General features: G+C 71.4%; 26 protein-coding genes. 13 read left to right on the forward strand and 13 right to left on the reverse strand.

Going from position 1 to position 26,406, the window contains the following annotated elements; all coding sequences use genetic code 11:
* The first annotated feature begins 27 nt into the window (after window positions 1-27).
* Window positions 28-495, forward strand: a complete 468-nt coding sequence (locus tag AMK10_RS32800; RefSeq protein ID WP_073752678.1) for a type II toxin-antitoxin system PemK/MazF family toxin — start codon at window positions 28-30, stop codon at window positions 493-495.
* Here the strand turns inward: AMK10_RS32800 and AMK10_RS32805 are convergent.
* Window positions 480-1,316 (reverse strand): TIGR02452 family protein, encoded by an 837-nt coding sequence (locus AMK10_RS32805; RefSeq protein ID WP_073752679.1) that lies wholly within the window; start codon window positions 1,314-1,316, stop codon window positions 480-482. The two genes, AMK10_RS32800 and AMK10_RS32805, sit on opposite strands and share 16 nt — an antisense overlap.
* A gap of 147 nt (window positions 1,317-1,463) precedes the next feature.
* On the opposite strand from AMK10_RS32805, the gene egtA reads away from it, so the two are divergent.
* From egtA to egtD, 4 genes are read left to right on the forward strand one after another with little or no spacing between them, the layout of a single operon-like run.
* Window positions 1,464-2,765, forward strand: coding sequence for an ergothioneine biosynthesis glutamate--cysteine ligase EgtA (egtA, locus tag AMK10_RS32810; protein WP_073752680.1), 1,302 nt, complete (start codon window positions 1,464-1,466; stop codon window positions 2,763-2,765).
* Window positions 2,762-4,102 carry an ergothioneine biosynthesis protein EgtB gene (gene egtB, locus AMK10_RS32815; RefSeq protein WP_073752681.1) on the forward strand — a complete coding sequence of 447 codons (1,341 nt, stop codon included), beginning with the start codon at window positions 2,762-2,764 and terminating at the stop codon, window positions 4,100-4,102. The genes egtA and egtB overlap by 4 nt, the downstream gene beginning before the upstream one ends.
* Window positions 4,102-4,857: an ergothioneine biosynthesis protein EgtC gene (gene egtC / locus AMK10_RS32820; protein WP_073752682.1), complete on the forward strand. Its 756-nt coding sequence runs from the start codon at window positions 4,102-4,104 to the stop codon at window positions 4,855-4,857. The genes egtB and egtC overlap by 1 nt, the downstream gene beginning before the upstream one ends.
* A complete protein-coding gene (egtD, locus tag AMK10_RS32825) occupies window positions 4,854-5,816 on the forward strand; it encodes an L-histidine N(alpha)-methyltransferase (protein WP_073752683.1) in 963 nt (320 codons plus the stop codon). Before egtC ends, egtD begins: the two co-directional genes overlap by 4 nt.
* Here egtD and AMK10_RS32830 read toward each other — a convergent pair.
* From AMK10_RS32830 to AMK10_RS32840, 3 genes are all read right to left on the reverse strand, one after another.
* The gene (locus tag AMK10_RS32830) at window positions 5,759-6,598 is read right to left on the reverse strand and encodes a lysophospholipid acyltransferase family protein (protein ID WP_073752684.1); all 840 of its coding nucleotides are present in this window, start codon (window positions 6,596-6,598) and stop codon (window positions 5,759-5,761) included. The genes egtD and AMK10_RS32830 overlap by 58 nt on opposite strands.
* Complete coding sequence (locus tag AMK10_RS32835) at window positions 6,595-7,404, reverse strand: GNAT family N-acetyltransferase (protein WP_073752685.1); 810 nt, start codon at window positions 7,402-7,404, stop codon at window positions 6,595-6,597. Before AMK10_RS32835 ends, AMK10_RS32830 begins: the two co-directional genes overlap by 4 nt.
* Before the next feature lie 265 nt (window positions 7,405-7,669).
* Window positions 7,670-8,923 carry an extracellular solute-binding protein gene (locus tag AMK10_RS32840; RefSeq protein WP_073752686.1) on the reverse strand — a complete coding sequence of 418 codons (1,254 nt, stop codon included), beginning with the start codon at window positions 8,921-8,923 and terminating at the stop codon, window positions 7,670-7,672.
* Between the two features lie 204 nt (window positions 8,924-9,127).
* On the opposite strand from AMK10_RS32840, the gene AMK10_RS32845 reads away from it, so the two are divergent.
* Window positions 9,128-9,343 (forward strand): dodecin, encoded by a 216-nt coding sequence (locus AMK10_RS32845; RefSeq protein WP_073752687.1) that lies wholly within the window; start codon window positions 9,128-9,130, stop codon window positions 9,341-9,343.
* 90 nt (window positions 9,344-9,433) lie between these two features.
* Here AMK10_RS32845 and AMK10_RS32850 read toward each other — a convergent pair whose 3' ends face one another.
* On the reverse strand, window positions 9,434-9,922 hold the full coding sequence (locus AMK10_RS32850; RefSeq protein ID WP_073752688.1) for a phosphatase domain-containing protein: 489 nt from the start codon (window positions 9,920-9,922) through the stop codon (window positions 9,434-9,436).
* A 187-nt stretch (window positions 9,923-10,109) separates the two neighbouring features.
* Here AMK10_RS32850 and AMK10_RS32855 point away from each other — a divergent pair, with 187 nt between their 5' ends.
* Together AMK10_RS32855 and AMK10_RS32860 are read left to right on the forward strand one after the other, a co-directional pair.
* A complete protein-coding gene (locus AMK10_RS32855; RefSeq protein ID WP_073752689.1) occupies window positions 10,110-10,301 on the forward strand; it encodes a DUF6381 family protein in 192 nt (63 codons plus the stop codon).
* A gap of 100 nt (window positions 10,302-10,401) precedes the next feature.
* On the forward strand, window positions 10,402-12,828 hold the full coding sequence (locus AMK10_RS32860; protein ID WP_073752690.1) for an excinuclease ABC subunit UvrA: 2,427 nt from the start codon (window positions 10,402-10,404) through the stop codon (window positions 12,826-12,828).
* 22 nt (window positions 12,829-12,850) lie between these two features.
* Here AMK10_RS32860 and AMK10_RS32865 read toward each other — a convergent pair whose 3' ends face one another.
* The 3 genes from AMK10_RS32865 to AMK10_RS32875 are packed head-to-tail and all read right to left on the reverse strand — an operon-like array spanning window position 12,851 to window position 16,252.
* On the reverse strand, window positions 12,851-13,597 hold the full coding sequence (locus AMK10_RS32865) for a succinate dehydrogenase/fumarate reductase iron-sulfur subunit (protein ID WP_073752691.1): 747 nt from the start codon (window positions 13,595-13,597) through the stop codon (window positions 12,851-12,853).
* On the reverse strand, window positions 13,594-15,543 hold the full coding sequence (locus AMK10_RS32870) for a fumarate reductase/succinate dehydrogenase flavoprotein subunit (RefSeq protein WP_073752692.1): 1,950 nt from the start codon (window positions 15,541-15,543) through the stop codon (window positions 13,594-13,596). Before AMK10_RS32870 ends, AMK10_RS32865 begins: the two co-directional genes overlap by 4 nt.
* A gap of 1 nt (window position 15,544) precedes the next feature.
* Window positions 15,545-16,252 (reverse strand): succinate dehydrogenase, encoded by a 708-nt coding sequence (locus tag AMK10_RS32875; RefSeq protein WP_073752693.1) that lies wholly within the window; start codon window positions 16,250-16,252, stop codon window positions 15,545-15,547.
* 96 nt (window positions 16,253-16,348) lie between these two features.
* On the opposite strand from AMK10_RS32875, the gene AMK10_RS32880 reads away from it, so the two are divergent.
* Window positions 16,349-17,272 carry a LysR family transcriptional regulator gene (locus AMK10_RS32880; RefSeq protein ID WP_073752959.1) on the forward strand — a complete coding sequence of 308 codons (924 nt, stop codon included), beginning with the start codon at window positions 16,349-16,351 and terminating at the stop codon, window positions 17,270-17,272.
* A gap of 12 nt (window positions 17,273-17,284) precedes the next feature.
* Here AMK10_RS32880 and AMK10_RS32885 read toward each other — a convergent pair whose 3' ends face one another.
* The 3 genes from AMK10_RS32885 to AMK10_RS32895 all read right to left on the reverse strand — a co-directional run bounded on the left by AMK10_RS32885 (window position 17,285) and on the right by AMK10_RS32895 (window position 21,431).
* Complete coding sequence (locus tag AMK10_RS32885) at window positions 17,285-19,459, reverse strand: putative bifunctional diguanylate cyclase/phosphodiesterase (RefSeq protein WP_073752694.1); 2,175 nt, start codon at window positions 19,457-19,459, stop codon at window positions 17,285-17,287.
* Entirely contained in the window at window positions 19,456-20,274 is an 819-nt protein-coding gene (locus AMK10_RS32890; protein ID WP_073752695.1) for an SAM-dependent methyltransferase, read from the reverse strand. Before AMK10_RS32890 ends, AMK10_RS32885 begins: the two co-directional genes overlap by 4 nt.
* Before the next feature lie 203 nt (window positions 20,275-20,477).
* Window positions 20,478-21,431, reverse strand: a complete 954-nt coding sequence (locus AMK10_RS32895) for an SCO0930 family lipoprotein (protein WP_073752696.1) — start codon at window positions 21,429-21,431, stop codon at window positions 20,478-20,480.
* Window positions 21,432-21,636: 205 nt separating this feature from the next.
* Here AMK10_RS32895 and AMK10_RS37855 point away from each other — a divergent pair, with 205 nt between their 5' ends.
* From AMK10_RS37855 to AMK10_RS32910, 3 genes are all read left to right on the forward strand, one after another.
* The gene (locus AMK10_RS37855) at window positions 21,637-22,155 is read left to right on the forward strand and encodes a hypothetical protein (protein WP_198959849.1); all 519 of its coding nucleotides are present in this window, start codon (window positions 21,637-21,639) and stop codon (window positions 22,153-22,155) included.
* A 16-nt stretch (window positions 22,156-22,171) separates the two neighbouring features.
* Complete coding sequence (locus AMK10_RS32905; RefSeq protein WP_073752698.1) at window positions 22,172-22,939, forward strand: bestrophin-like domain; 768 nt, start codon at window positions 22,172-22,174, stop codon at window positions 22,937-22,939.
* 189 nt (window positions 22,940-23,128) lie between these two features.
* Window positions 23,129-23,677, forward strand: a complete 549-nt coding sequence (locus tag AMK10_RS32910) for a hypothetical protein (RefSeq protein WP_073752700.1) — start codon at window positions 23,129-23,131, stop codon at window positions 23,675-23,677.
* A gap of 100 nt (window positions 23,678-23,777) precedes the next feature.
* Here the strand turns inward: AMK10_RS32910 and AMK10_RS38815 are convergent, their stop codons facing one another.
* Complete coding sequence (locus AMK10_RS38815; protein WP_073752702.1) at window positions 23,778-24,491, reverse strand: hypothetical protein; 714 nt, start codon at window positions 24,489-24,491, stop codon at window positions 23,778-23,780.
* Between the two features lie 323 nt (window positions 24,492-24,814).
* Between AMK10_RS38815 and AMK10_RS32920 the strand changes: the two genes are divergently transcribed.
* On the forward strand, window positions 24,815-25,477 hold the full coding sequence (locus AMK10_RS32920) for a class F sortase (protein ID WP_073752704.1): 663 nt from the start codon (window positions 24,815-24,817) through the stop codon (window positions 25,475-25,477).
* Between the two features lie 24 nt (window positions 25,478-25,501).
* Here the strand turns inward: AMK10_RS32920 and AMK10_RS32925 are convergent, their stop codons facing one another.
* Window positions 25,502-26,353: a polysaccharide deacetylase family protein gene (locus tag AMK10_RS32925; protein WP_073752706.1), complete on the reverse strand. Its 852-nt coding sequence runs from the start codon at window positions 26,351-26,353 to the stop codon at window positions 25,502-25,504.
* Window positions 26,354-26,406 lie beyond the last annotated feature (53 nt).

Genomic DNA, 26,406 nt, shown 5'->3' on the forward strand with positions numbered 1-26,406 from the left:
GGGCCGTACAGGTTCTACGGTGTTGCGATGACGTTCCAGCGGATGAACCACAGCAGTGACGGCACGACCGACTTCCCCGGCCGCAGCGGCCCCGCCGCGACCGCCCAGGCCGACCCCCGCGAGGTGGGCCGCGTCCGCACCTCGTACGCCCCGGACCGCGACGGCGATCCCGACCCCGGGGAGATCGTGTGGACCTGGGTGCCCTTCGAGGAGAACGACGGGCGCGGCAAGGACCGGCCGGTTCTCGTCGTTGCGCGGGAGCAGGAGGGGACGCTCCTCGCCGTACAGCTGTCCAGCAAGCAGCACGACAGGGACCACGAGTGGGTCGCCCTGGGTGCCGGACCGTGGGACAGCTCAGGACGCCCGTCCTGGGTGGATCTGGACCGGGTGCTGCGGGTCAGCGAGGACGGGATGCGGCGCGAGGCCTGTGCGCTGGACCGGGACAGGTTCGACCTGGTCGTGGGGCGTCTGCGGGAGCGCTACGACTGGAGCTGACCGGCGAACGCGCTGGTGAAGGCCGCCCGGGTGGCCGATTCGGGGTCGCGGTCCGGGATGCCGAAGACGATCTGCTCGAAGTGGCCTGCGAAGCGCCCGCCGTCGGTGAGCAGGGCACGGAACGCGCCCGCCACCTGGGCCGGGTCGTTCATGAAGACGCCGCAGCCCCACGCGCCCAGTACCAGCCGGCGGTAGCCATGGACGGCGGCGACTTCGAGCACCCGTTCGGCCCGGTCGGCCAGTGCGGCCGGGATGCGGTGGGCCAGGCCGGGCTCGCGGCTGCGGATCACCCCGGCGTTGGGCGCGGGCGAGGTGAGGAACCCGACGGTGTACGGGGTGTCCAGCAGCCTCCCCCGGTCGTCGCGGAAGACCGGCACACCGGGTGAGTGGATGACCATGTCCGTGTAAAAAACGCTGCGTTCGGCGCGGTGGTGCGCGTAGAACTCGGGGGCGCGCAGCAGCGTGGCGTGCAGGGCCGAGCCGCGGCAGAGCGACTCCTCCTGGGCCTGCGCGCCGTTCAGGTAACCGCCGCCGGGGTTGCGGGCGGAGGCGTAGTTCAGCACGGCGACCCTGGCCTCGGACGCGCCGGTCATCCGCCGTGCGGCGCCCAGGCTCGTTTCGTCCGTCACTTCGATCACCGGGCTGCGGCCGGTGTCCAGGGCGGCGACGGGTACGGGCTCGGGCCCGTGGAGTCGGGTGCCGGAGAGCGCCGCGGCGACGGCTCGCCCGATCGTGACCTCGCGTCCGGCCGGGGTGCGGTACTTCCCGGCCCGCACGATGTCCTCGGTCTCTCTCGCGATCCCTCTCAGCCGTGCGCTCATGGTCGTGCCCCCGTGTGGTTCATACGGGGCATGCTGGGCACCCCGGCGGCATGGACGCAACCGGTTTTCCGTGGCTCAGGGGCACCCTTGTGCGAAATCCAGGTACGGGTTTGGGTGGTAGGGAAGCACCCGAAAAGGAGGCCCAGCATGCCCCCGGACGCTCTCGGCCGGCACGGCCCGCCCCTCGAGGCGGCACCACTCGGTGAGGAAGAGGCGGAGGATCTACTGCGCGGCATATGTTTCAAGACGGGACCGCCCCGGACGGTCGGTGTGGAGCTCGAATGGCTCATTCACGATCGTGAACACCCCGAGACCGCTGTCTCGCACGAACGTCTCCGCGCCGCGGCCGAAGCCGTGCGCGCGACCCCGCTGGACGCTGCCCTGACCTTCGAGCCCGGAGGCCAGCTGGAGCTCAGCTCCCAGCCCGCGGGCTCCCTGATGGCCTGTGTCGACGCCACGGCCGCCGATCTCGTCTCCGTACGCGAGACCCTCGGCCGGGCGGGGCTCACCCTGGCCGGGCTCGGGGTCGATCCGTGGCAGGTTCCCCGCCGTCTGCTCCAGGAGCCCCGCTACGACGCCATGGAGGCCGCGCTCGACCGCTCGGGTTCCGCCGGGCGGGCGATGATGTGCACCTCAGCGTCGGTCCAGGTCTGCCTGGACGCCGGTGAGGAGGAGCCGGGGCCGCTGGGCTACGGGCGACGCTGGCAGCTCGGGCATCTGCTGGGCGCGGTGCTGGTCGCCGCGTTCGCCAATTCGCCGTACCGGCAGGGCCGGCGCACCGGCTGGAAGTCGACCCGGCAGGCGCTGTGGGCGGATCTGGATCCTGCCAGGTCGCTGGCGCCGCAGAGCCGTCTCTCGCCCCGCGACGCCTGGGCCGCCCATGTCCTCGACACCTCGGTGATGTGTGTACGGAACGGCGACGCGCCCTGGGCGGTACCGGTGGGTCTGTCGTTCCGGGACTGGATCCGCGGCGGCGGTCCCAGGCCGCCGGTGCGGGCCGATCTCGACTATCACGTCACGACGCTGTTCCCGCCGGTGCGCCCGCGCGGGCACCTGGAGCTGCGCATGATCGACGCCCAGTCGGGTACCGACGGCTGGCTGGTCCCGCTCGCCGTCACCACCGCACTGTTCGACGACCCGGAGGCGGCGGAGACCGTGTACCGCGCCGTCAAACCGCTGGCGGAGACCGCGGGCCCGGCGCCCGCGCCCCGTAACCCGCTCTGGGCCACCGCCGCCCGGGACGGGCTGAGCGATCCGGAGCTTGCGACCGCCGCGGCGGCCTGCTTCAGGGCCGCGCTGGAGGCGCTGCCCAGGATCGGGGCGAGCGACCACGTCCTCGGCACGGTCGCCGCCTTCCATGACCGCTATGTGGCCCGGGGCCGATGTCCGGCCGACGATCCGTTCGACCCGGACACGGCGCCGCTGCACGGAAAGGGCCTGGTCCGATGACCGACACTCCTGCTCCGCACACCACTGAGGAACACGATCCCGAGGCGCTGCGCGAGCGCGCCCTGGCCGCACTCCTCGCCGCCCGCGAGCGGACCGCTCTGCTCACCGACAGCGTCGACGACCACGACCTGACCGCACAGCACTCACCTCTGATGTCACCCCTGGTCTGGGACCTGGCGCACATCGGCAACCAGGAGGAGCTGTGGCTGCTCCGCGCCGTCGGCGGCCACGACGCGCTGCGTCCCGAGATCGACGGGCTGTACGACGCCTTCGAGCACTCCCGGGCGAGCCGGCCCTCCCTGCCCCTGCTGGCCCCCGCCGAGGCGCGGGCCTACGCGTCCGACGTACGCGGCCGGGCACTCGACGTCCTCGGAGGCGCCCCGCTGCACGGCTCCGGCCGGCCGCTGGAGCGGGCGGGCTTCGCCTTCGGCATGGTCGCCCAGCACGAACAGCAGCACGACGAGACCATGCTGATTACCCATCAGCTGCGGTCCGGTCCCGCCGTGCTCGGCGCTCCGGAGCCCCCGGAGCCCTCGGACGCCCTCCCGCTGCCCGCCGACGTCCTGGTTCCCGGCGGCCCCTTCACCATGGGGACCTCCACCGAGCCCTGGGCCCTGGACAACGAACGGCCCGCGCACCGGCGCGAGGTGGCCCCGTTCCACATCGACACCGCCCCGGTCACCTGCGGTGCCTACGCGCGCTTCATCGAGGACGGCGGATACACCGACGAGCGCTGGTGGGCGCCCGAGGGCTGGGCGATGGTCCGCGAACACGACCTCGTGGCACCGCTGTTCTGGCACCGCGACGCGGGCCAGTGGCTGCGGCGGCGTTTCGGGGTGACGGAGCCGGTGCGGGCGGACGAGCCGGTGCTGCACGTCAGCTGGTACGAGGCGGACGCGTACGCCCGCTGGGCGGGCAGGCGTCTGCCGACCGAGGCCGAGTGGGAGAAGGCCGCCCGCCACGACCCGGCGTCGGGGCGTTCCCGCCGCTACCCCTGGGGCGACGAGGACCCGGCGCCCGAGCACGCCAATCTGGGCCAGCGCCATCTGCGGCCCGCCGCCGCCGGCGCGTACCCGGCGGGCCGTGCCCCCTCGGGCGCGGGCCAGCTGATGGGCGACGTGTGGGAGTGGACCTCGAGCGACTTCCTGCCCTATCCCGGTTTCGTCGCGTTCCCGTACCGCGAGTACTCGGAGGTGTTCTTCGGCCCGGAGCACAAGGTGCTGCGCGGCGGCTCCTTCGGCGTCGATCCGGTGGCCTGCCGCGGCACGTTCCGCAACTGGGACCTTCCGGTGCGGCGCCAGATCTTCTCCGGATTCCGTACGGCGAGGGATGCCTGATGTGCCGTCATATCGCATACCTGGGTCCGCCGGTGGCCCTGGGCGAGGTGCTCGTCACCCCCGCCCACGGACTCGTACGCCAGTCCTGGGAACCCCGGCGTCAGCGGCACGGCACGGTGAACGCCGACGGGTTCGGCGTCGGGTGGTACGCCGAGGGTGACCCCGTGCCGGGCCGCTACCGGCGCGGCGGGCCCGTCTGGGGCGACGAGACCTTCGCCGATCTGGCCCGCGTGGTGCGCACCACCGCGCTGCTCGCCGCCGTACGGGACGCGACCTTCGCGGGCGCGGACGGTGAGGCCGCCGCCGCGCCCTTCGCCGACGGCACCGTGCTCTTCAGCCACAACGGCGCGGTGCGTGGCTGGCCCGGCTCCCTGGCGCCGCTGGCCGGGACCCTGCCGCCCGAGCGGATGCTGACCCTGGCGGCGCGGAGCGACTCGGCGCTGATCTGGGCGCTGGTGCTCCACCGGATGGCGCAGGGCGACGAGATAGCGCAGGCGGTCGCCGACACGGTCGTCGACGTCGGCGCCGCCGCCCCCGGTTCCCGCCTCAATCTGCTGCTCACCGACGGTTCCGCCGTCGTGGCGACCACCTGGGGCGACTCCCTCTGGTACCTCCACGAACCGGGTCACCGCACGGTGGTGGCCTCGGAGCCGTACGACGACGATCCGTACTGGCGCGAGGTCCCGGACCGCACCCTGCTGGCCGCGACACGCACCGATCTTCTGCTGACCCCGCTCAAGGAGCCCACCGCGTGAGTCCCTTTCTGCTGACCCGCACCCTGCCTGCGGACGCGACGGACGCGGCGCTGCGCGCCGACGTGCTGAGCGGTCTGACCGCGCAGCCGAAGACGCTGCCGCCCAAGTGGTTCTACGACGCGCACGGCAGCGACCTCTTCGAGGAGATCACCCGGCTGGACGAGTACTACCCGACGCGTGCGGAGCGGGAGATCCTGATCGCCCGCGCCGGTGAGATCGCGGCGGCGTCGGGGGCGAAGACGCTGATCGAGCTGGGTTCGGGCTCCTCGGAGAAGACCAGGCATCTGCTGGACGCGCTGCCGGAGCTGCACACCTATGTCCCGGTCGATGTGAGTGAGAGCGCGCTCAAGGGGGCGTCCGAGGCGCTGCTGGCCGAGCGCGATGGGCTCTCCGTGCACGCGCTCGTCGCGGACTTCACCCATGTGCTGGAGCTGCCCGACAGCCCCGGCCCGCGTCTGGTGGTGTTCCTGGGCGGAACGCTGGGCAATCTGCTCCCGGACGAGCGTGCCGCGTTCCTGAAGTCCGTACGGGCACGGCTCGCGCCCGGGGACGGGCTGCTGCTCGGCACCGACCTCGTGAAGGACGAGGCGACACTCGTCACCGCGTACGACGACGCGGCAGGGGTGACGGCCGCGTTCAACAAGAACGTGCTGACGGTGGTGAACCGTGAGCTGGGGGCGGACTTCCCGGCCGGTGAATTCGACCATGTGGCCCTCTGGGACCCGGACAACGAGTGGATCGAGATGCGGCTGCGCGCCCGCCGGGCGCTGACGGTCAAGATCCGGGAGCTGGATCTCGTGGTGCAGTTCGAGGAGGGCGAGGAGCTGCGCACGGAGGTCTCGGCGAAGTTCCGCGAGGAGAAGGTGCGGCAGGAACTGGCCACCGCGGGACTGCGGCTGGATCAGTGGTGGACCGACGCGGCGGGCCGGTTCGCGCTCTCGCTGGCGACGGCCGACTGAGCGGCCAGCGCCAGAGCACGCCGGTCGGGCTCACCGCCCGCGGGGATCGACGGCAGGACGCGGATCTCGGCGGTGAGCCCGGCGGCGGTCACCACCCGCCACAGCGACGCGGCGAGCGGGTCGTCGCCCACGAAGGCGGCGGCCCCCGCCGGGTCCCTCTCCGCCGTCCGGTAGGCGATGCGGAGCGGCCGCACGGTGGCGCCCGCGTCGACCGCGGCCTGGAAGGCGGCCGGCCGGAAGCTGCCGCCGCCGTCACGGCCGCACCAGGTGCTCCCCTGCGGGAAGACCGCCACCCGCGATCCGGCGGCCAGCGCCCCGGCGAGGCCGTGGACCGCGCCCGGCAGGGCGCGCAGCCGGTCCCGCTCGATGAAGAGCGTTCCGCCGAGCGCCGCGAACCGCCCGACCACCGGCCAGTGCCGTATCTCGCTCTTGGCGACCATCCGGGCCGGGAGCACGGCCGCCACGAGCGGGATGTCCAGCCAGGAGACGTGGTTGGCGACCACGAGCTCACCCGTGGCCGGCCGGCCGGGCTCCATCCGGCACCCGGTGACACGTACGCGTACGCCGAAGGCCCGCACCACCGCGTACGCCCATCCCCGTACCAGCCGGTCGCGGAGCGAGGGCGCGAGGAGCCGCACCCCGGGCACGCACGCCACCCCGAGCAGGGTGATCGCGCACCCGGCGAGCAGCAGGGCGGCGGCGGTCAGCGGTGCGCGCCTGGCGCCCTCGTGCGCGGCGCAGTCGCGCGGGGTGCAGGGGGCGACGGGCAGCCAGGCGCTCATCGCAGCGGTGCCAGGGAGAGGAAGTGGCGCAGGTAGCGCGGGTCGGTGCGCCGCATCGACAGCAGGACGTAGAGGTCGGCGACGCCGAAGTCCGGGTCGTGGGCGGGCGCTCCGCACACCCAGGCCCCGAGGCGCAGATAGCCGCGCAGCAGCGGCGGCAGTCCCGCCCGGCCCCCGGCTCCGCCACCGGGGTGGCCCGTGGTGTCCCAGAGGCGGTGAGGGGCCACCCAGTACTCCTCGGGGGCGAGGTTGTGGGTCCGTACGGTGTCCCAGGTCCTGGCGGCCAGGGCGCCCCCGTCGGCCAGGGGCACGGAGCAGCAGCCGGCGAGCCAGTTGTGGCCCGTGCGCTCCATGTAGCGGGCCAGTCCGGCCCAGATCAGGGCGATGACGGCGCCGTCGCGGTGGGCGGGGTGGACGCAGGACCTGCCGACCTCGACGAGGTCGTCGCGGATCGGATGCAGCCGGCCGAGGTCGAACTCGCCCTCGGCGTAGAGCCCGCCGGCCGCCCGTGCGCCCGCGGGCGGCAGCAGCCGGTAGGTGGCGACGACCTCGCCGGTGGCCTCCTCGCGCACCAGCAGGTGGTCGCAGTGGGCGTCGAAGGCGTCGCTGTCCAGGCCGGGTTCGGTGGTTTCCAGCCGGGCGCCGAGCTCTCCGGCGAACACCAGGTGGCGCAGGCGCTGGGCGGCCCGTACGTCGTCCTCGTCGGCGGCCAGGGAGACACGGTAGCCCGAGGGGGCGGGCAGAGCGGGCCGGCGGGGAGCGGGTACGCCGACGGGGGTGGGAGTGGCGAGGGGCAGCACGGTCATGGCAGTCTCCGGAGACGGATCAGCTGGGGCGGCTGCCGGGCCGTTCGCGGAGCGCGAAGGCCCGGCCCCCTACTTCTTCCGTGACCGGCTGGAATCGACGTGACCGCCGCGAAGCGCGGGGATGTGCGACGGCTGAATCCCCCGGGTCGGCCCCCGGCCGCCCCCGGTCCCGTCGCCCGCCACCCGTGACCGGGGCGCCCCTCCGCCGCGGTCCGGCCGCCTCTGGCCGGGACGCCTTCCCGTCCCGGCCGCCCCCGGCGTCCGGTCAGCCGCTGATCAGCTTCGAGCTGATGAGCTCCGACGCCTTCCTGGCCTCCTCCGCCGGGTCGCCGCCCTCCAGCACCGCCGTCATGTACGGCTTGATCGGGTTCTCCGCCTCGACGGCGGGCCAGTACGGCGAATTGGGGGTGGCCCGGCCCTCGGTGGCGCCCTGCGCCATGGCCGAGGTCCCTTCCTGGCCCTCCACCACGCTCGCGAGAGCCGGCTTGTTCGGCACGTAGCTCATGGCCCGGGCGAGCTCGGTCTGCCACTTCTCGCCGGCGAGCGCCTTGACGACCTCGATGCCCTCGCTCCGCTGGTCGGCGCTCTCCGGCACGATCAGGTCCGATCCCCCGGTGAACACCGAGCCGGGCTTCGCCGCGCTCTTGCCGGGGATCGGGAAGTATCCGAGCTTCCCCTTGAGTTCGGGGTTCTGCTGTTCGATGAGCGCGGCGCTGCCCGGGACGGAGATGATCTGGGCGACGTCGCCCTCGGCGAACACGTCGGTCTCCGGGGGTGTCTGCTCGTCGGCGTCCTTGGGGCCGTCGCCGTTGGCCTGGAGCGTCTTGTAGAAGTCCATGCCCCGCAGTGCGGCGGGCGAGTCCAGGGCGCCCTGCCACTCACCGCCGCCCTCCTCGGCCAGTTCGCCGCCCTCGTCCCAGATGAACCCGGCAAGCACGTACCAGTTCTGTCCGGCGAGATAGATGCCCTGCTGCCCCCCGGTGTTCAGCCGCTCGCTGATCTCCACCCACTCCTCGCGGGTTCTGGGGAGTTCGGTGATGCCCGCCTGCGCGAAGAGGTCCTTGTTGTAGATCACGACACGGTTGGCCGCGTACCAGGGAATTCCGTACTGCGCGCCGTTGACCTTGCCCGGCTGCGCGAGTCCGGGCAGCCAGTCCTCGCCGCCCAGGTCGCGGATGGATTCCAGGGTGAGGTCGCGCAGTTCGCCGCTCTCGGCGTACTGGGCGACCTGGGTGTTGCCGACCTCGATGATGTCCGGTGCGTCGTCGCCCTCCAGCGCCTTCAGCACCTTGGGGCCGATACCGCCCCACTCCTGGAGGATGAACTCCAGTTCGACCGAGGGGTTCTCGGCCTCGTACGACTCCTTGAAGCGGTCCAGGAAGCTCTGTGAGGCGCTGCCCTTCATCAGCCACACCGTCACGGTGCTGCGGTCGGCGCCCGCGCCGGGGAGGACGCCACAGCCGCTCAGCGCGACGGAGGAAACGAGCGCGAGGGCTCCAGCCAGTATGCGGATCTTCACGGGGCCACCTTCTGCGAAACGGCACGACGACATGACAGGACCCGGGTGGGGGGACTGCGGGCGGCGCTCGCACGGGCGTGTTGGGTCGGAGTTTGGTATGGACCAATGGGCAGGTCAAGCCCGACCCTCTCGCACATCACGGGCGGCATGCCTCGCGCTCCTCCCCGGAGTGAGGCACCGCGGAATGACGAAAGGAGACATTTGATGTCCAATCACACCTACCGGGTCACCGAGATCGTAGGAACCTCCGAGGAGGGCCTCGACGCGGCGATCCGAAACGGCGTCGCCAGAGCCTCCGAAACGTTGCACAATCTCGACTGGTTCGAGATGACGGAGGTCCGCGGCCACATCGAGGACGGCCGGGTCGCCCACTACCAGGTGGGGCTCAAGGTCGGCTTCCGGCTCGACGAGAAGGCCTGACCAGGCCCTTCCCCTCCCTCACGAGAACGCACGGCCGTCATCAGGAGCCCCGCGGCCACCGTCACGGGACGGCACGGGCGCCGGCAGGGGTCAGGTGCGGCCCTCGCGCTCCTGCGCGTCCTTCAGCGACGGCGAGGCGACCGCCCAGCGGGCCCGTACGACCGTGAAACCGGCCAGCTCGGCCTCGTCGCACACCAGCTCGTCGTCATCGACCAGCACGCGCACCTCACGGGTCCGGCTCAGCCGCCGCAGGATCTCCAGCTTGGTACGGCGGGCCGGACGGCGGTCGTCGTTGCGACGCATGTGGACCGCGCCCTTCGGCAGACCCTGCTTCTCCAGCCAGGCCAGGGTGTCCCTGCGGCATCGTTCGGGCCTGCCGGTCAGATAGACGACCTCGCACTCCCCGGCGCTCGCGAGGGCCAGGTCCACCCCCTCCTCCAGCGGAGGGTCGTCGGGCGCCGCGGCGAAGAACCCCGCCCAGTCGCGCCGCCGGCCTTCGAGGAAGTGCTGCCGGTGGCCGCTGTCGGCGAGCGTCCCGTCCAGATCGAATACGGCCAGCGGCCGGGTGTCGTCACTCACGGCGCCCAGCCTAGGAGAACGCGCCCACGCTCACGCCGGAACGGCCGGTCCTCCCGCCCTCAGCGCCCGAACACCTTGCACAGCCGCTCCGTGCGCGCCGCGATCTCCTGGGCGCGTTCGAGATGCATGCGGGCCGGTGCGCTGCTTCGCTGAGCCTGTCCGCTCCCCCACAGATCCAGGAGTGATCATGAGTGTTCCAGGTGAGTCCGGCGGCCGAGCCCGGCAGCTGCGTGACAAGGCGCAGGAACTGAACGAGGCGGCCGAGCGCGCCACCGATCCGGAGCAGCGTCAGCGGCTCCAGGACAAGGCCCGCCGCCTGCGGGAGCAGAGCGAGCAGGAGAGCTCGATGCGCGACCGCGGAATGGACCCGATGGTGTAGCTCCGCCGGTCCCGCCCTGCCGGTGGTCCACTCGTGCGCGCAGGTGCGCGAGGATCACCGGCAGACCCCTGTACACCGACGCGACGGAGCCGTACCACCGATGTCCACCCCCCATGATCCGTACGTCCGGGTGCGCGGAGCGCGCGAGCACAATCTCCGTGACGTGGACGTCGACATCCCGCGCGACACCCTCGCCGTCTTCACGGGAGTCTCGGGCTCGGGTAAGTCCTCGCTGGCCTTCGGGACGATCTACGCGGAGGCCCAGCGGCGCTACTTCGAGTCGGTGGCGCCCTACGCCCGCCGGCTGATCCACCAGGTCGGGGCTCCCGATGTCGGTGAGATCACCGGCCTGCCGCCCGCGGTCTCCCTCGAACAGCGCCGGTCGGCGCCGGGAGCGCGCTCCTCGGTCGGTACGGTCACCACGCTGTCCAACTCGCTGCGCATGCTGTTCTCGCGCGCCGGCGACTATCCGCCGGGGGCAGAGCGGCTGGACTCCGACGCGTTCTCGCCGAACACGGCGGCCGGGGCCTGCCCCGAGTGCCACGGCCTGGGCCGCGTCCACGGCACGTCGGAGGAACTGCTCGTACCGGACCCTTCGTTGTCGATCAGGGAGGGCGCGATCGCCGCCTGGCCGGGTGCCTGGCAGGGCAAGAACCTCCGCGATGTGCTCGATGCCCTGGGGTACGACATCGAGCGCCCGTGGCGGGAGCTGGCTCAGGGCGACCGGGACTGGATCCTCTTCACCGACGAGCAGCCGGTGGTGACGGTCCATCCGGTGCGGGACGCGGGCCGCATCCAACGCCCCTACCAAGGCACGTACATGAGCGCCCGGCGCTATGTGATGCACACCTTCGCCGACTCCAGGAGCCGCACGCTGCGGGCCAAGGCCGAGCGTTTCCTGACCAGTTCGCCGTGTCCGGTGTGCGCCGGCAGCCGGCTGCGCCCGGAGGCCATGGCGGTCACCTTCGCCGGCCGCACGATCGCGGACCTCGTCGCGCTCCCCCTCACGGCGCTGACCGAGGTGCTGCTGGAGGCGGGCGGCGGGAGCGACACCGCGCGGGTGCTGACGGCGGATCTGCTGGCCCGGATCGAGACGGTCACGGAGCTGGGGCTCGGCTATCTCGGCCTCGACCGGACGGCGCCGACCCTGTCCTCGGGCGAGCTGCAGCGGCTGCGGCTGGCGACCCAGCTGCGGTCGGGGCTCTTCGGTGTCGTCTATGTGCTGGACGAGCCGTCGGCGGGACTGCATCCCGCCGACACCGAGTCGCTGCTCGGTGTGCTCGGCAGGCTCAAGGACGCCGGGAACTCGGTGTTCGTGGTGGAGCACCAGATGGACGTGGTGCGGCAGGCCGACTGGCTGGTGGACGTGGGTCCGCTGGCGGGAGAGCACGGGGGCCGGGTGCTGCACAGCGGCCCTCCCGCTGAGCTCGCTGGTGTGGCCGGTTCCGCGACCCGGCGCTTCCTCTTCGACGAGGACCCGGCACCGGCACGCGAACCCCGCACCCCGACCGGGTGGATCAGGCTTCGCGGGGTGGACCTGCACAATGTGCGGGGTGTGGACGCCGCGTTCCCGCTGGGGGTGCTGACGGCGGTGACCGGTGTGTCGGGGTCGGGCAAGTCGACGCTCGTCGGCCAGGTCCTGGCGGGCGTGCTGGCCGACCGGCGCGCCGCACAGAGCACGGAGGAACCGGCGGCTCCGGTGGCCCGGGGCTGCGCGTCGGCGCGGGGGCTGGAGGCGGTGGACCGGCTCGTACAGGTCGACCAGCGGCCCATCGGCCGTACGCCCAGGTCCAACCTGGCCACGTACACGGGGCTGTTCGACGTCGTACGGAAACTCTTCGCGGGGACGGAGACGGCGAGGGCCCGGGGGTACAGGGCGGGCCGGTTCTCGTTCAATGTGGCGGGCGGGCGGTGCGAGACCTGCCAGGGCGAGGGGTTCGTCTCGGTCGAGCTGCTCTTCCTGCCCAGTACGTACGCCCCCTGCCCCGACTGTCACGGCGCGCGCTACAACCCGGAGACATTGGAGGTCACCCTGGGCGGTCTCACGATCGCCGAGGTGCTGGACCTGACGGTGGAGGCGGCTGCGGGGTTCCTCGCCGGGACGCCGGCGGCGGAGCGCAGTCTGCGGGCCCTGCTGGACGTGGGGCTCGGCTATCTGCGTCTGGGCCAGCCCGCGACGGAGCTCTCGGGCGGTGAGGCGCAGCGGATCAAGCTGGCCACGGAGCTGCAGCGGGCCCGGCGCGGCCACACGCTGTATCTGCTGGACGAGCCGACGACGGGGCTGCATCCGGCCGATGTGGAGGTGCTGATGCGGCAGTTGCACGGCCTGGTGGACGCGGGCGGCACCGTGGTGGTCGTGGAGCACGACATGACGGTGGTGGCGGGCGCGGACCACGTGATCGACCTGGGTCCCGGCGGCGGTGACCGGGGCGGGCGGATCGTCGCCACCGGAACGCCGCGGGAGGTCGCACGCGCGGCGGGGAGCCGTACGGCCGCGTACCTGGCGAAGGCGTTGCGGTCGGACTGACTCCCCGCCGGAGGGAGGGTGGTCAGCGGCGCACCTTGCGGGTGGCGCGCAGCCACTCCTTGTTCATTGCGGTGATCGACGGCAGCGGGATGCCCTTGGGGCAGGCCGTGGCGCATTCGCCGGTGAGGGTGCAGCCGCCGAAGCCCTCGTCGTCCATGGTGGCCACCATGTCGAGGACCCGGGTCTCGCGCTCGGGCGCACCCTGCGGGAGCACGTTGAGGTGGTTGATCTTGGCGGAGGTGAAGAGCATCGCCGAGCCGTTGGGGCAGGCGGCGACACAGGCGCCGCAGCCGATGCACTCGGCGTGCTCGAAGGCGGAGTCCGCGTCGGGCTTGGGTACCGGGGTGGCGTGTGCGTCGGGCGCCGTGCCGGTGGGCGCGGAGATGTAGCCGCCGGACTGGATGATCCGGTCGAAGGAGGAGCGGTCGACGACGAGGTCCTTGACGACCGGGAAGGCAGAGGCGCGCCACGGCTCGATGTCGATCGTGTCGCCGTCGTCGAAGGACCGCATGTGGAGCTGACAGGTGGTGGTCCGCTCCGGGCCGTGGGCGTCGCCGTTGATGACGAGGCTGCACGCGCCGCAGATGCCCTCGCGGCAGTCGTGGTCGAAGGCGACGGGCTCGTCCCCGCTGAGGATGAGTTCCTCGTTGAGGGTGTCGAGCATCTCCAGGAACGACATGTCCTGCGAGATGCCGTCGACTTCGTAGGTGGCCATGGCGCCGGGCGCCTCGGCGTTCTGCTGGCGCCAGACGCGCAGGGTGAGCTTCATGCGTAGCTCCGCTGAGTGGGGTGGACGTACTCGAAGACGAGGTCTTCCTTGTGCAGGACGGGGGCGTCGCCGGTGGCGCTGAACTCCCAGGCGGCGGCGTAGGAGAACTCCTCGTCCCTGCGGGCGGCTTCGCCGTCCGGGGTCTGGGACTCCTCGCGGAAGTGGCCTCCGCAGGACTCGGCCCGGTGCAGGGCGTCGAGGCACATGAGCTCGGCGAGCTCCAGGTAGTCGACGACGCGGTTGGCCTTCTCCAGCGACTGGTTGAACTGCTCGCCGGTACCGGGCACCTTGATGCGGCGCCAGAACTCCTCGCGGATCTGCGGGAGGCGGTCGAGGGCCTTGCGGAGCCCCTCCTCGGTGCGGCCCATCCCGCAGAACTCCCACATGAGTTCACCGATCTCGCGGTGGAAGGAGTCGGGTGTGCGGTCGCCGTCGACCGCGAGGAGCAGGTTGAGCCGGTCCTCGGTCTCGGCGACGGCTTCCGTGACCGCCGGGTGTCCGGCGTCGACCGCCTCGGTGTGCGGGTTGCGGGCGAGGTAGTCGTTGATGGTCGACGGCAGGACGAAGTAGCCGTCGGCGAGGCCCTGCATCAGCGCGGAGGCGCCGAGCCGGTTGGCCCCGTGGTCGGAGAAGTTGGCCTCACCGATGGCGAAGAGCCCGGGGATCGTGGTCTGGAGGTCGTAGTCGACCCAGAGGCCGCCCATCGTGTAGTGCACGGCGGGGTAGATGCGCATCGGCGTCTCGTACGGGTTCTCCGCGGTGATGCGGGCGTACATGTCGAAGAGGTTGCCGTACTTCTCCTCGACCTTCTTCCTGCCCATGCGCCCGATGGCCTCGGCGAAGTCGAGGTAGACGCCCTGGCCGCCGGGGCCGACGCCGCGGCCCTCGTCGCAGACGTTCTTCGCGGCGCGGGAGGCGATGTCGCGCGGCACGAGGTTGCCGAAGGCGGGGTAGATGCGTTCCAGGTAGTAGTCCCGCTCGTCCTCGGGGATCTGGTTCGCGGGGCGGTCGTCGCCCTTGGCCTTCGGGACCCAGATGCGTCCGTCGTTGCGCAGGGACTCACTCATCAGCGTCAGCTTGGACTGGTGGTCACCGGTGCGCGGGATGCAGGTGGGGTGGATCTGCGTGAAGCAGGGGTTGGCGAAGTACGCGCCACGCCTGTGCGCACGCCAGATGGCGGTGGCGTTGGAGTTCATGGCGTTCGTCGACAGGTAGAAGACGTTGCCGTAGCCGCCGCTGGCCAGGACGACCGCGTCGGCGAAGTACGTGTCGATCTTCCCGGTGACGAGGTCACGGGCCACGATGCCGCGGGCCTTGCCGTCGACGACGATCAGGTCGAGCATCTCGGTGCGCGCGTGCAGTTCGACGTTGCCCGCCGCGATCTGCCGGGAGAGGGCCTGGTAGGCGCCGAGGAGGAGCTGCTGCCCCGTCTGGCCGCGGGCGTAGAAGGTGCGGGAGACCTGGACGCCGCCGAAGGAGCGGTTGTCCAGGAGGCCTCCGTACTCGCGGGCGAAGGGGACGCCCTGGGCGACGCACTGGTCGATGATCTCCACGGAGATCTCTGCCAGGCGGTGGACGTTGGACTCGCGAGCGCGGAAGTCGCCGCCCTTGACGGTGTCGTAGAAGAGACGGTGGACCGAGTCGCCGTCGTTGCGGTAGTTCTTGGCCGCGTTGATGCCGCCCTGGGCGGCGACGGAGTGTGCGCGCCTCGGCGAGTCCTGGAAGCAGAACTGGACGACGTGGTAGCCCTGTTCGGCGAGAGTCGCACCGGCCGATCCGCCGGCCAGGCCGGTGCCCACGACGATGACCGTGTGCTTGCGGCGGTTGGCGGGGTTGACGAGCTTCGCCTGGAAGCGGCGGGTGTCCCAGCGGTCGGCGACGGGGCCCTCGGGGGCCTTGGTGTCGACGACGGGCTCGCCGGTGCGGTAGTTCGTGTAGTCGCTCATGTCAGCTCACCACTCCGGTCATCACGGCGACGGGCACGGAGACGAAGCCGGCCGTCAGCACCACTGCGAGGACATTGGCGAGGGCCTTCAGGACGCGGTCCCGGGTCGCGCTGCCCACGCCGAGGGTCTGCGCCGCACTCCAGAAACCGTGCTGGACGTGCAGGCCGAGGGCGAGCACGGCGACGATGTAGATGACGTTGCCGTACCAGGTCGAGAAGGTGTCCAGCACGTTCTGGTAGGGGTGGCCCGACTGGAATCCGCCGGTGTGCACGGTGCCGGTCGTCAGGTCCAGGATGTGCCAGACGATGAACAGCGCGAGGATGATGCCGCCGTAGCGCATGGTGCGGGTGGCGTAGCTGGAGCGCGCCTTCTTGTGGACGTACGCCGTCGGGCGCGCCCTGAGGTCACGGCGGCTCAGCTGGTACGCGGAGACGGCGTGCAGGACGACCGCCGCGACGAGGACCACGCGGATGATCCACAGCGCCCACTCGTAGTGCAGGAAGGGCTCGCCGATGGTCCTGAGCCAGTGCGCGTAGTGGTTGAACTCGTCTGATCCGAAGAAGATCTTCAGGTTGCCCAGCATGTGGACCACCAGATAACCGAGCATGATCAGGCCGCTCACAGCCATGATCGTCTTCTTGCCGACGGACGAGTCCCAGAGCGTACGCGTCATGGACGGCCGTCGGTCCGTCCGCGTTGCCAATGCCATGGACACGACGCTAGAGGCGAGGGGCACCATCAGTCCAAGACATGAAACGACTCATCTCCATAGGCAGCCGCTATGGACTTCGCTATCCTGGACTCCATGCACTTCCAGCAGCTCGCCTACTTCGTGGCCGTGGCCGAGGCCAGACACTTCACCCGGGCCGCCGAGGAGGTGCATGTGTCGCAGCCCTCCCTCTCCCAGCAGATCAAGGCCCTGGAGAACGAGCTGGGGGCCGAGCTCTTCAGCCGGGCGCGCGGCAACATCGCGCTCACCGACGCGGGCGAGGCACTGCTGCCGCTGGCCCGCAGGATCCTGGCGGACGCGGACACCGCACGGCACGAGGTGCAGGAGCTGGTGCAGCTGCGCCGGGGCAGGGTCAGGCTCGGCGCCACCCCGAGCGTCTGCACCGGCCTGCTGCCCGACGTGCTGCGCGCCTTCCACGGCGCACACCCGGGCATCCAGCTCCTGATCGAGGAGGGCGGCTCCCACGACCTCGTACGGCAGCTCGCCCGGGGCGCGCTGGACCTCGCGCTGCTGGTGCTTCCGCTGCCCGCGGCCTCCCCCGCCCTGACCACCGTGGAGCTGCTGCACGAGGACCTGGTGGTGGTGTCGTCGGCGTCGCGGCCCGCTCCCGGGCGCAAGGGCTCCGTGCGCGTGGCCGATCTGGAGAACGAGCCCCTGGTGATGTTCCGGCACGGCTACGACCTGCGGGAACTGACCGTCGCCGCGTGCCGCGCGGAGGGCTTCGAGCCGTCGTTCACGGTGGAGGGCGGCGAGATGGACGCCGTCCTCGGCTTCGTGCGGGCGGGCCTCGGAATCGCCGTGGTGCCGCGCATGGTCGCCGTACGGGCCGGTCAGGATCTGCGCACGACTCCGCTGGCCTCACCGGGACTTCGCCGTACGATCGCACTCGCGCACCGCAGCGACGTCGAACCGCCGCGCGCGGCGCGGGAACTGCAGCGCATGCTCCTGGGGGCGGGGCCTCAGGTCGTGCCCCCGGCCGCCGGAGGAGCCGGCGACTGAGGGCACGAGCCGTCAGACCGCGTCCGCCAGGACCAGCGCGTGGATGCGGTCCGGGGCGCCCGGCCGGGCGTAGTACCAGCCCTGGGCGGTGTCGCAGCCGAGCTGCCTCAGCTGCTCGGCCTGGGCGCCGGTCTCCACTCCCTCCACCGTGACCGCGAGGTCCAGGCTGTGGGCGAGCGAGACGATGCCCTCGACGATCTTCAGGTCGACCGGGTCGGCCGGGTGGTGCTGCATGCCCTGGGTGAAAGAACGATCCAGCTTGAGCACGCTCACCGGCAGACGGCGCAGGTTCGCCAGGTTCGAGTAGCCGGTGCCGAAGTCGTCGAGCGCGATGTCGACGCCCATCTCGGCAAGCTGGCGCAACGGCTTCAGCAGATCGTCGTCGGCGCCGATCAGCGCGGACTCGGTGACCTCCAGGCAGAGCGCGCCCGGTTCCAGGCCGGAGCGCTCCAGCACGTCCACGGTCTCCGCGACCAGGTTCGGGTGGTGCAGCTGGGTCGGCGAGAGGTTGACGTTGATCCGCAGCGGGCCACCGTCGGTGTGACGCTCCTGCCAGAAGTTCGCCTGCCGTACGGACTCCTCCAGCACCCAGCGGCCGAGCGGCACGATCAGCCCGGTGTGCTCCGCGAGGGGGATGAACCGGTCGGGGCCCAGCACACCGTGCTGCGGGTGGCACCAGCGCACCAGCGCCTCCGCTCCGTGCACGCTGCCGTCTCCGAGGTGCACGAGCGGCTGGTACTCGATGAAGAACTCGCCCCGGTCCAGCGCCGCGGGCAGCGCCGTGGTCAGCCCGTGGCGGGTGATGGCGCGGGCGTCGGCCTCGGCGTCGGCGAGGGCGAAGCGGTTCCCGCCCGCCGCCTTGGCCCGGTACATCGTGATGTCGGCGCTGCGCAGCACCTCGGCGGCGGTGCGCTCGCCCGAGGGCCCTTCGACGACGCCGACCGATCCGCGCACGGTCAGCTCCCGGCCGTCGAGGCGCACCGGGGTGGCGAGCGCCGAGAGGATGCGCCCGGCCAGTTCGTGGACCTCCTCCTGGGTGCCGGGCCCGGTCGTCAGGGCCACGAACTCGTCGCCGCCGAGCCGGGCGACCATCTCGCCGGGCGCGGTGGCGCAGCTCTGCAGGCGGTCGGCGACCTCCACCAGGAGCCTGTCCCCCGCCGCGTGGCCCAGGCTGTCGTTGATCGCCTTGAAGCCGTCCAGGTCGAGGTAGCAGAGCCCGAAGCGCATGCCGTCCCTCGGCGCGAGGGCCTTCTCCAGGCGCTCGAAGAACAGCGTCCTGTTGGGCAGGCCCGTGAGCGCGTCGTGGGTGGCCTCGTAGCGCAGCCGCAGGTTGAGCAGCCGCCGCTCGGTGGTGTCCTCCATGAGCGCCAGCTGGTACTCGGGACGGCCCTCCGAGTCCCGCAGCAGTGACACGGTGAGGTTGGTCCAGAGCACTGTTCCGTCGTTGCGGTAGTACGGCTTCTCGACGCTGTAGTGCTCGCGGTCGCCGCGTACCAGCTCGTCGTAGTACTTCCAGACGTTCGGTGAGTCCTCGGGGTGGACCCATTCGTTCACCTTGTGGCTGCGGACGTGGTGCTCCAGGCCGCCGAACATCCGGGTGAGGGTGTCGTTGATCTCCAGGATGTTGCCGTCGAGGTCGGCGATCCCGATGCCGATGGCGGCGTCCTTGAACACGGCACGGAAGCGCGCCTCGGTCGCGTGCAGCGCCTGCTCCGCGTTCGAACGGGCGGTCAGCGCCGAGCGGGCGATGGCCTCCTGCTCGGCGAGCGTGCGCTCGCGCAGTGCCTGGGTGAAGCCCCCGGCGAGCGAGTGCTGGATCCGCGCGCAGCGCGCCCTGCTGTCCTCGGTCGGCAGCTCCACCGGTCCGTTGCCACCGCAGTAGAGCACCAGATAGGAGTCGACGACGCCGAGTGTGGAGCTCAGGGCGTCGGGATCGGTGCAGTGTGCCGCGACGAGCGCGGAGCCGACGCGGTGCGCGGGCGCCGCGTCGAAGACCCGGGCGTGCAGGATGGTGCTGAGTTCACGGGCCAGCGGGAGCAGATGCTCCTCGAACTCGGGGCGGGTCATGGAGGTGGCCGTGGAGGGGAAGATCGCCCGGCTCCAGATGGTGGCGAATCTCCGGAGCCGGCCCTCGGGGCCGTCGGGTTCCGCGTCCGGCGCGCCGGACGACTGGGCGGGAATGCTCACGCCGTGCGCCCAACCCCGGCGAAGCCCGAGTAGGTGAAGGGGTCCTCCTGCGCGAGTGTCTCCGGCGACTCGGGACGCCACTCGGGCATCGCGACGAGGCCGGGCTCGACCATCTCGTACCCCTCGAAGAAGCGGCTGATCTCCGCGCGCGAACGCATGATCAGCGGACTGCGGATGTCGCGGTAGACGCCGACCGTCCCGCCCGCCTCCTCCTGGGGAAGCGGAATGCCCTCGTACGAGGCGTGGGTCAGGATCAGCAGGCTGCCGGGGGCCAGCGCCTCGCGGAGCTCGGTGACCGCCCCGTACGGATCGTCCGCGTCCTCGAGGAAGTGGAGCACCGCCACCAGGAGCAGCGCCACCGGCTTGTCCAGATCGAGGAGGCCCGTGATCTCGGGGTGGTCCAGGATCTCGCGCGGCTTGCGGAGGTCGGCGGCGGCGATGACGGCCCGTTCGTTGCCTTCGAGGACCGCCTGACTGTGTGCGACCGCGACCGGGTCGTGGTCGACGTAGGCGATCCTCGCCTCCGGATCGGCCGCCTGGGCGACTTCGTGGACATTGCCGAAGGTCGGTATGCCGGAGCCTATGTCCAGGAACTGATTGACGCCCGAAGTGGTGGCGTACTGCACCGCCCGCCGCATAAAGGCCCGATTGGCCTGCATGACCTTCGGCAGGCCCGGCATGAACTCCATGGCCTTGCGGGCCGCTTCCCGGTCCACCTCGAAATTGTGCGATCCGCCCAGATAGAAGTCATACATACGAGACACGCTCGGCATCGAGATGTCGATGCCCTTCGGTGCCCAGGCGGGACGCTCCATCGATGTCTCCAACAAGTCGCCACGGCGGTCCGGCCATGTTCATGGTCAGTGTTGACCAGAGGCTACTGATCGACCGCCAGGAGAGCGAGTGGAAACGGAAATTAGAGATCCGTTATTGGTCACACACCGGAGGCATGCGCGGCAGGTCCGTCGCTGCGTGTGAACATGCGGCGACGGACCGGTACCGCGGGCGTTTCCCGGCTCTACTTGGAGGCTCCGGCAAGCTTCGCGTCGGGTGTGACCGCGTACCATGTCCCCCCGACGCCTTGGCCGTTGGTGTCTCCCGGCCGCGTGTCGCCGGAGAAGGTGTAGAGGGGCCAGCAGTCGAGCGACTGCTGCTTGATCCCGTCGGGCCGGCTGAAGGTGACAAATCCCTTCGTGGTGACGCCCTCGACGTCATTCTTCTGCACGGGGCTGACGACGGGCCACTTCTTGAGACAGTCTCCCGTGCACGCCGACTTCATCGGCCAGGCCGAGTCCTTCTTGAAGCGGTAAACCGTCATGCCGCGCTTGTCGACGACGATGTCTCCGAGTTCCGGATCCTTGCGGACCGAAAGTCCGGCGGCTTCGGCCTGCTCACCGCCCGAGGGCTCGTCCGCGTTCACCGCGGCTTTCTTTCCGTCCGGAGCGGCGGCGAACCATGTCCCGCCGACGCCCTGCCCCTTGGCCTCACCCGGTTCGGTGTCCTGGGCATAGCGGTAGACAGGCCAGCCACCGACGGTCAGCTGTTCCGTGCCGTCGTCCCTGGTCACCTTGGAGAGCAGGGAGGCGTCGGTCCCCGCGGCGGCCTTCGCGTTCCCCGCGGACACCACGGGCCAGGTCTTCGCGCAGTCGCCCTCGCAATTCGACGCGGGTGGGTCCGCGGTGTCCTTGTCGAAGCGGTAGAGCGTGAAGCCCTCGCCGTCGGTGAGCACCTTGCCCAGCTCCTTGCTGTCCCACACCGCGAGCTGTCCGGCCTCCTTCGGGGCGGTGCTCGCACCGGATCCGTAGGCACCGTCCGAGCCGTAACCGCTGTCGGCCGGCTGCTGCGCGGGGGCCGCGTTGCCCACGGCCTGGCCGTTGGGGGACGCGCTGCCCTTCTCCTGACCGCACGCCGTCGTCAGTGCCACCAGGGCCAGCGCCGTCACCGCGAGCGAGGCGTTGCGCCAGGTATTCATGTCGACTCCCGTCGTCCTGCTGCCGTTCGTGACGCGGGCCCGCGTCGCTGTCGGCCCTAGGTACGGGCGGCATGGGTCCGGATGTTCAACATGACGCCGAAAAGTTTCGGCGGGCGCAAACGCGAATCGCCCGATGTCCCCACCATCAGGGGAATCAGCTCCGCCGTCCGCGTGTCCGGCGGCCGGGGGGAACATGCTCCCCGGCGTGTACGGATCACGCATCTGGCGGCTGACGGCCGCCACCCTGCTCCTGCTGCTCGCCGTCCCTCTTCCGGCGGCGGGCGGTGACGACTGCGCGGTCGCCTCCATCGGGCAGGGGGACGGCGGCTCGTCCATCGCCGTGGCGGGCGAGGGGCGGTGCGGTGCGGTCATCGCCGAGCCCGAACCGGAGCCGGAGCCGCCACCACCTCCTCCGCCCCCGCCGCCTCCACCACCCCCGCCTCCTCCACCGCCTCCCCCGCCACCGCCTCCGCCCCCTCCGCCGCCCTCCATCCCGCCTCCTCCTCCGCCGCCCGCCCCCGCACCACCCGAACCGAAGCCCTCGCCGACGCGGACCACGGCGCGTCCCACTCCACCCGCCCCGTCACCCGTGGCGCTCCCGGCCTATCGGAAGCCGCCCCGCAAGGCACCCCGGTCGGGACCGTCCCTGGTCTCGCTCACCCTTCTGATCACCGCGCCCGCCGTGTTCGCCGTGGCCGTGCTGCGACCCCGCTCCTCCCGCTGACCCATGAAGGGAACCCATGTCCGAATGGCTTGTACTCACCATTGCCATGGCGTCGGCATGCGCCGTCGTCCTGACGATCGCCGTCCTCAGCAACCGCCGGATCGCAGAGGACGACGATCCCTCCGAGACACCCGACGTCATCGAGTACATGACGATGATGATCGGCGTGGTGTACGCGATCGTGCTCGGCCTGGCCATCGCGGGCGTCTGGGAGGGGCGCAGCGCAGCCCAGGAGTCCGTACGCCTGGAGGCGCAGGCACTGCACGAGGTGAGCGCGCGGTCGGCCGTCTATCCCGTCGAGGTCCGCGACCGGATCCGCGCTGACGTCGACGCGTACGTGGCCCATGTCGTGGGCGACGAGTGGAGGTCGATGACGGACCACGGCAGCCTCACCGAGGAGGGCACCAGACTGCTCGACAAGGTGCGGGCCGACGTCACGCAGTACGTACCGAAGACGGACCACGAGGGGCAGGCCTATCAGCCGCTGGTGGACCAGGTGGCCGCCGTCGACGACGCACGCGGGTCACGCGGGCAGAACGCGGGCGCGACGATGCCCGGGGTGGTCTGGTTCGGACTGATCACGGGCGCCGTGGTCACGGTCGGGCTGATCTTCACGCTCCAGATCCGCAGAACGTTCCGCGAACTGCTGCTGGCGGGCCTCTTCAGCGTGCTGATCGCGTTCCTGCTCTTCCTGATCTGGGACTTCGACGCTCCTTTCGGCCGGGGCATCTCGGCGACGACGGCCCCGTTCGTCGATCTGTTCCCGCACGCCACAGGGGGGTAGGGGGCACGGCCACGGCCCCCTGCCTCTCCCCCGGCCGGTGCGCCGGCCGGGGGACATGGCTGCCCCATTCGCCTGACCCCGATCGCGGGTGATATGCGGCACTTCTAGCGTTTCGGTCATCGAGGTGCATGTCCTACCCCTAGCGGAAATCCGTTCCGCGGCTGCTCCTCGGGACCCGGAGGATTCACCATGCGCGCGATACGTGTCGCACCCGTCGCCCTGCTGGGCGCCACCGCCTGCCTTCTGATGGCCCCCACCGCATCGGCCCTCGCGCCCGACGGCGGCACGTCCACCTCGTTCACGCCGACCATCACCCCGTCGACGGTCGCCCCGGGAGGACAGGTCACCCTCGGCGCCGTGGGGTGCACCACCGACGCGACCGCGTTCTCGGGCGTGTTCGACACCACCACCATCCCGAGCGGCAGGTCGGCCACGGCCACCGTCGACTCGGACGCCCGACGGGGTGCCGTCTACGAGGTCACCTTCCGCTGCGGCACCACCACCCGGTCGGCGAACCTGACCATCACCAGCGCTGCCACCAGTTCGCCCACGGCCACTCCCACCACCGCGCCCACCACCAGCTCCACGGCTTCCCCCAGCGGTGTGCTGGGTGGCCTCGGCGGCAGCGTGGACACCATGGACCCCGCGGAGATCGCGGCGGGTTCAGCACTCGTGACGGTCGCGGCGGCCGGAGCCTTCTACGCCCTGCGCAAGAGGCGCACCAGCCGTCAGCACTGAGAACCGGCCACCACGTTCCGGCACACGGCAGTCGCCCCGGGTCCTGATCCACAGGACTCGGGGCGACGGGCGTATCGGGCCGGACGGGAGGCTGGACGCGTCAGATCGCCGCATTGCTCATCCGGCGACGGACGATGAAGACGGCGCCACCGACAGCAGCGGCTGCGACGAGGCCGCCACCGACCTGCATCTCGACGGAGCTGGGGCCCATCGAACCGCCGAGGCCGCCCTGCGCGCCGCGGGAGGGGAGCACGGTGAAGCGGGCCGTGGCGACCGGGTCGCCGTTGCCACCGTTGCCACCCTGACCACCGTTGCCGCCCTGGCCACCCTGGCCGCCACCGTTGCCACCCTGGCCGCCGTTGCCACCCTGGCCGCCGTTACCGCCCTGGCCGCCCTGGCCCCGGTCGCCGCCGTTGCCGCCCTGACCGCGGTCGCCGCCGTTGCCGCCCTGGCCGCCGTCACCGCCGTTGCCGCCACCGAAGTTGTTGTCGCTGTCGTTGCACCGCACGGACAGGCTGTACTGCCCGGGCGTCGCGTCGTCCCTGATGTGCGCCGTGGCGTAGCCGACCCGGCCCGGCGAGAGGTTCACCGTCGGGAAGGCGTTCGACCACACCTTGCCGCCGGAGCGGCCGCAGCCCTCTGCGCTGACCTGCATCGTGGCGCCCTGGTGGACCGAGGACGGGTTGACGGTGACATTCGTCGGTACGTTGCTCGGGTTGCTGCCCGGGCCGCCACCGGCGACCGCGAGCGGCGCAGCGAGGCCGACCGCCGCGAACGCGGTCGCGGTCACCGCGAGAGTGCGTGAAGCACGCATCGTTGAACCTCCAGCGGGAAGCGCCCCGGAGTCCTGTTCCCCGGGATCATTCGACGAGTACGCATCCCATGACGAACCCTCACCAGATATGCCGATTGTCGCACTTCGACACTGCTCCACCCCGGTGAGCCGACACGCCGTCAGGCGATACACGGATCTGACGGACCCGCAGGTCACGGACCGTCAGAACTTTTATCCGCTCATTACTCCGAAGAGAACTCGGCGCCCTCGGCGCCCGGTCGGCCGCCACCCGTTCGCTCTTCCCTGATCGCCGCCGCCCGGAGCCGCGCCTAGCGTGGCGATGTCGCGACGAAGGGAGAACCATGGGCCGGGACCAGTGGGGCGCGCAGCGGAGCAGACGCACACCATGGGGCGCGATCGCCCTGGTGATGCTCACGGGGCTCGCGCTCATGCGCAACGGCGTGGAGACCTCCCCCGGGCCGCCGCAGCCGGCCGCCGCGGCCTCGGTGGCCGGCCCGCGCGACATGGCGGTTTCCGCGCCGGCCGACGCGGAGCCGGTGCAGCCGCTCGCGTACGCCCCCGCGTCGCGCGTCCAGATCCCCTCGATCCAGGTCGACGCGCCCGTCATCGACGTGAACCTGGACCCGGCGGGCTGGATCGAGGCGCCGCCCGCCCAGGATCCGAACCTCGCCGGCTGGTACCAGAACGGCATCGCCCCCGGCCAGCGCGGCACCGCCGTGGTGGTCGGCCACGTGGACAACCTGTCCGGTCCCGCGGTGTTCTACGGACTGGGCTCCCTGACCAAGGGCCAGCAGATCGAGGTGTCCCGCTACGACAACCGGACCGCCGTGTTCGAGGTCTACGGCGTCGAGGTCTTCTCCAAGAACGACTTCCCCGGCGCCCTGGTGTACGGCGACACGGGCCACGCCGAACTGCGGGTCATCACCTGCGGCGGGGGCTACTCGAAGGCCAACGGCTACGACGGCAACGTCGTGGTCTTCGCCCGGCTGATCGAGACGCGATAGCCGGTACGAACACCTCGCGCGGCGTCAGCCGCGGAACGGCACGGTCGGGCGGTAGCCCTTCTTGATGAGCGCGGGCAGATACCGCCGCAGGGCGGCCACGCTCTGGGAGCGGTCGCCGCCCGCATCGTGCGACAGCACCACGACGCCGGGCGCCGCGCCCTTCTTGACCCGGCGGACGATGGTGTCGGTGCCCGGCGTGGTCCAGTCGAGGGTGTCGACGGTCCAGGCCATCGGCTCCATGCCCATCGCGGCACCGATCTCGAAGGAGTTGCGGTTCCAGGCGCCGTACGGGGCCCTGTACCAGAGCGGCGGGGAACCCAGCGTCTTCTCGATCACCTCGCTGGTACTGCCCAGTTCGTCGCGGATCCCGCCCCGGGAGAGCTTCGGGATCAGGGGATGCGACCAGGAGTGGTTGCCGACCACGTGGCCGTCGTCCGCCATCTCGCGCAGCAGGTCACGGTTGTCCGCCACCATCTCGCCGCAAACGAAGAACATCGCCCGGACGTCGTACTCACGCAGCGTGGCCAGGATGTCCGGGGTGTACCGCGGGTCGGGTCCGTCGTCGAAGGTGAGCACCATGGCGTCGTCGCCCAGTTCGGGGAGCTCCTCGAAGGGCCTGGTGCGGACGGGGGGCGGGGCGGGGCTGAAGCGGGGCGGGGTCGTCGAGGTCATGGGACGCAGCCGGTAGGAGCCGGGACCGGCCTGGGCCGCCGCCTGAGGACCGGCGGCGGGCGCCGGCTCCGGCGGCTCTCCGCCGGGACGCACGGGAGTGCCGGCCGGATCCGCCGCGATCATGTGCACGGTGGCGGCGGCCCCCAGCGCGAGGCCGACCCGCAGCAGGGTGCGTCGGTCCATCGGAATCTGATCATGCTTCATGACCAACTGCTCGCACGGACTTCCGGCCGCACCCGCCGCCGACACCGCGGACG

The sequence above is a fragment of the Streptomyces sp. CB02058 genome (genome assembly GCF_001905505.1).
Taxonomy (GTDB): Bacteria; Actinomycetota; Actinomycetes; order Streptomycetales; family Streptomycetaceae; genus Streptomyces.

What these genes read in the sequence shown, in the direction of transcription:
- AMK10_RS32835 (WP_073752685.1), bottom strand. Translation starts at nt 7,404, where the DNA reads ATGACCGTGCTGCCCCTCGCCACTCCCACCCCCGTCGGCGTACCCGCT.
- AMK10_RS32865 (WP_073752691.1), bottom strand. Translation starts at nt 13,597, where the DNA reads ATGAAGCTCACCCTGCGCGTCTGGCGCCAGCAGAACGCCGAGGCGCCC.
- AMK10_RS32870 (WP_073752692.1), bottom strand. Translation starts at nt 15,543, where the DNA reads ATGAGCGACTACACGAACTACCGCACCGGCGAGCCCGTCGTCGACACC.
- AMK10_RS32880 (WP_073752959.1), top strand. Translation starts at nt 16,349, where the DNA reads ATGCACTTCCAGCAGCTCGCCTACTTCGTGGCCGTGGCCGAGGCCAGA.
- AMK10_RS32860 (WP_073752690.1), top strand. Translation starts at nt 10,402, where the DNA reads ATGTCCACCCCCCATGATCCGTACGTCCGGGTGCGCGGAGCGCGCGAG.
- egtA (WP_073752680.1), top strand. Translation starts at nt 1,464, where the DNA reads ATGCCCCCGGACGCTCTCGGCCGGCACGGCCCGCCCCTCGAGGCGGCA.
- AMK10_RS32890 (WP_073752695.1), bottom strand. Translation starts at nt 20,274, where the DNA reads ATGGAGCGTCCCGCCTGGGCACCGAAGGGCATCGACATCTCGATGCCG.
- AMK10_RS32830 (WP_073752684.1), bottom strand. Translation starts at nt 6,598, where the DNA reads ATGAGCGCCTGGCTGCCCGTCGCCCCCTGCACCCCGCGCGACTGCGCC.
- AMK10_RS32920 (WP_073752704.1), top strand. Translation starts at nt 24,815, where the DNA reads ATGGGCCGGGACCAGTGGGGCGCGCAGCGGAGCAGACGCACACCATGG.
- AMK10_RS32925 (WP_073752706.1), bottom strand. Translation starts at nt 26,353, where the DNA reads ATGAAGCATGATCAGATTCCGATGGACCGACGCACCCTGCTGCGGGTC.
- AMK10_RS32905 (WP_073752698.1), top strand. Translation starts at nt 22,172, where the DNA reads ATGTCCGAATGGCTTGTACTCACCATTGCCATGGCGTCGGCATGCGCC.
- AMK10_RS32805 (WP_073752679.1), bottom strand. Translation starts at nt 1,316, where the DNA reads ATGAGCGCACGGCTGAGAGGGATCGCGAGAGAGACCGAGGACATCGTG.
- egtB (WP_073752681.1), top strand. Translation starts at nt 2,762, where the DNA reads ATGACCGACACTCCTGCTCCGCACACCACTGAGGAACACGATCCCGAG.
- AMK10_RS32800 (WP_073752678.1), top strand. Translation starts at nt 28, where the DNA reads ATGACGTTCCAGCGGATGAACCACAGCAGTGACGGCACGACCGACTTC.
- AMK10_RS32910 (WP_073752700.1), top strand. Translation starts at nt 23,129, where the DNA reads ATGCGCGCGATACGTGTCGCACCCGTCGCCCTGCTGGGCGCCACCGCC.
- AMK10_RS32855 (WP_073752689.1), top strand. Translation starts at nt 10,110, where the DNA reads ATGAGTGTTCCAGGTGAGTCCGGCGGCCGAGCCCGGCAGCTGCGTGAC.
- egtC (WP_073752682.1), top strand. Translation starts at nt 4,102, where the DNA reads ATGTGCCGTCATATCGCATACCTGGGTCCGCCGGTGGCCCTGGGCGAG.
- AMK10_RS32895 (WP_073752696.1), bottom strand. Translation starts at nt 21,431, where the DNA reads ATGAATACCTGGCGCAACGCCTCGCTCGCGGTGACGGCGCTGGCCCTG.
- AMK10_RS32875 (WP_073752693.1), bottom strand. Translation starts at nt 16,252, where the DNA reads ATGGCATTGGCAACGCGGACGGACCGACGGCCGTCCATGACGCGTACG.
- AMK10_RS38815 (WP_073752702.1), bottom strand. Translation starts at nt 24,491, where the DNA reads ATGCGTGCTTCACGCACTCTCGCGGTGACCGCGACCGCGTTCGCGGCG.
- AMK10_RS32845 (WP_073752687.1), top strand. Translation starts at nt 9,128, where the DNA reads ATGTCCAATCACACCTACCGGGTCACCGAGATCGTAGGAACCTCCGAG.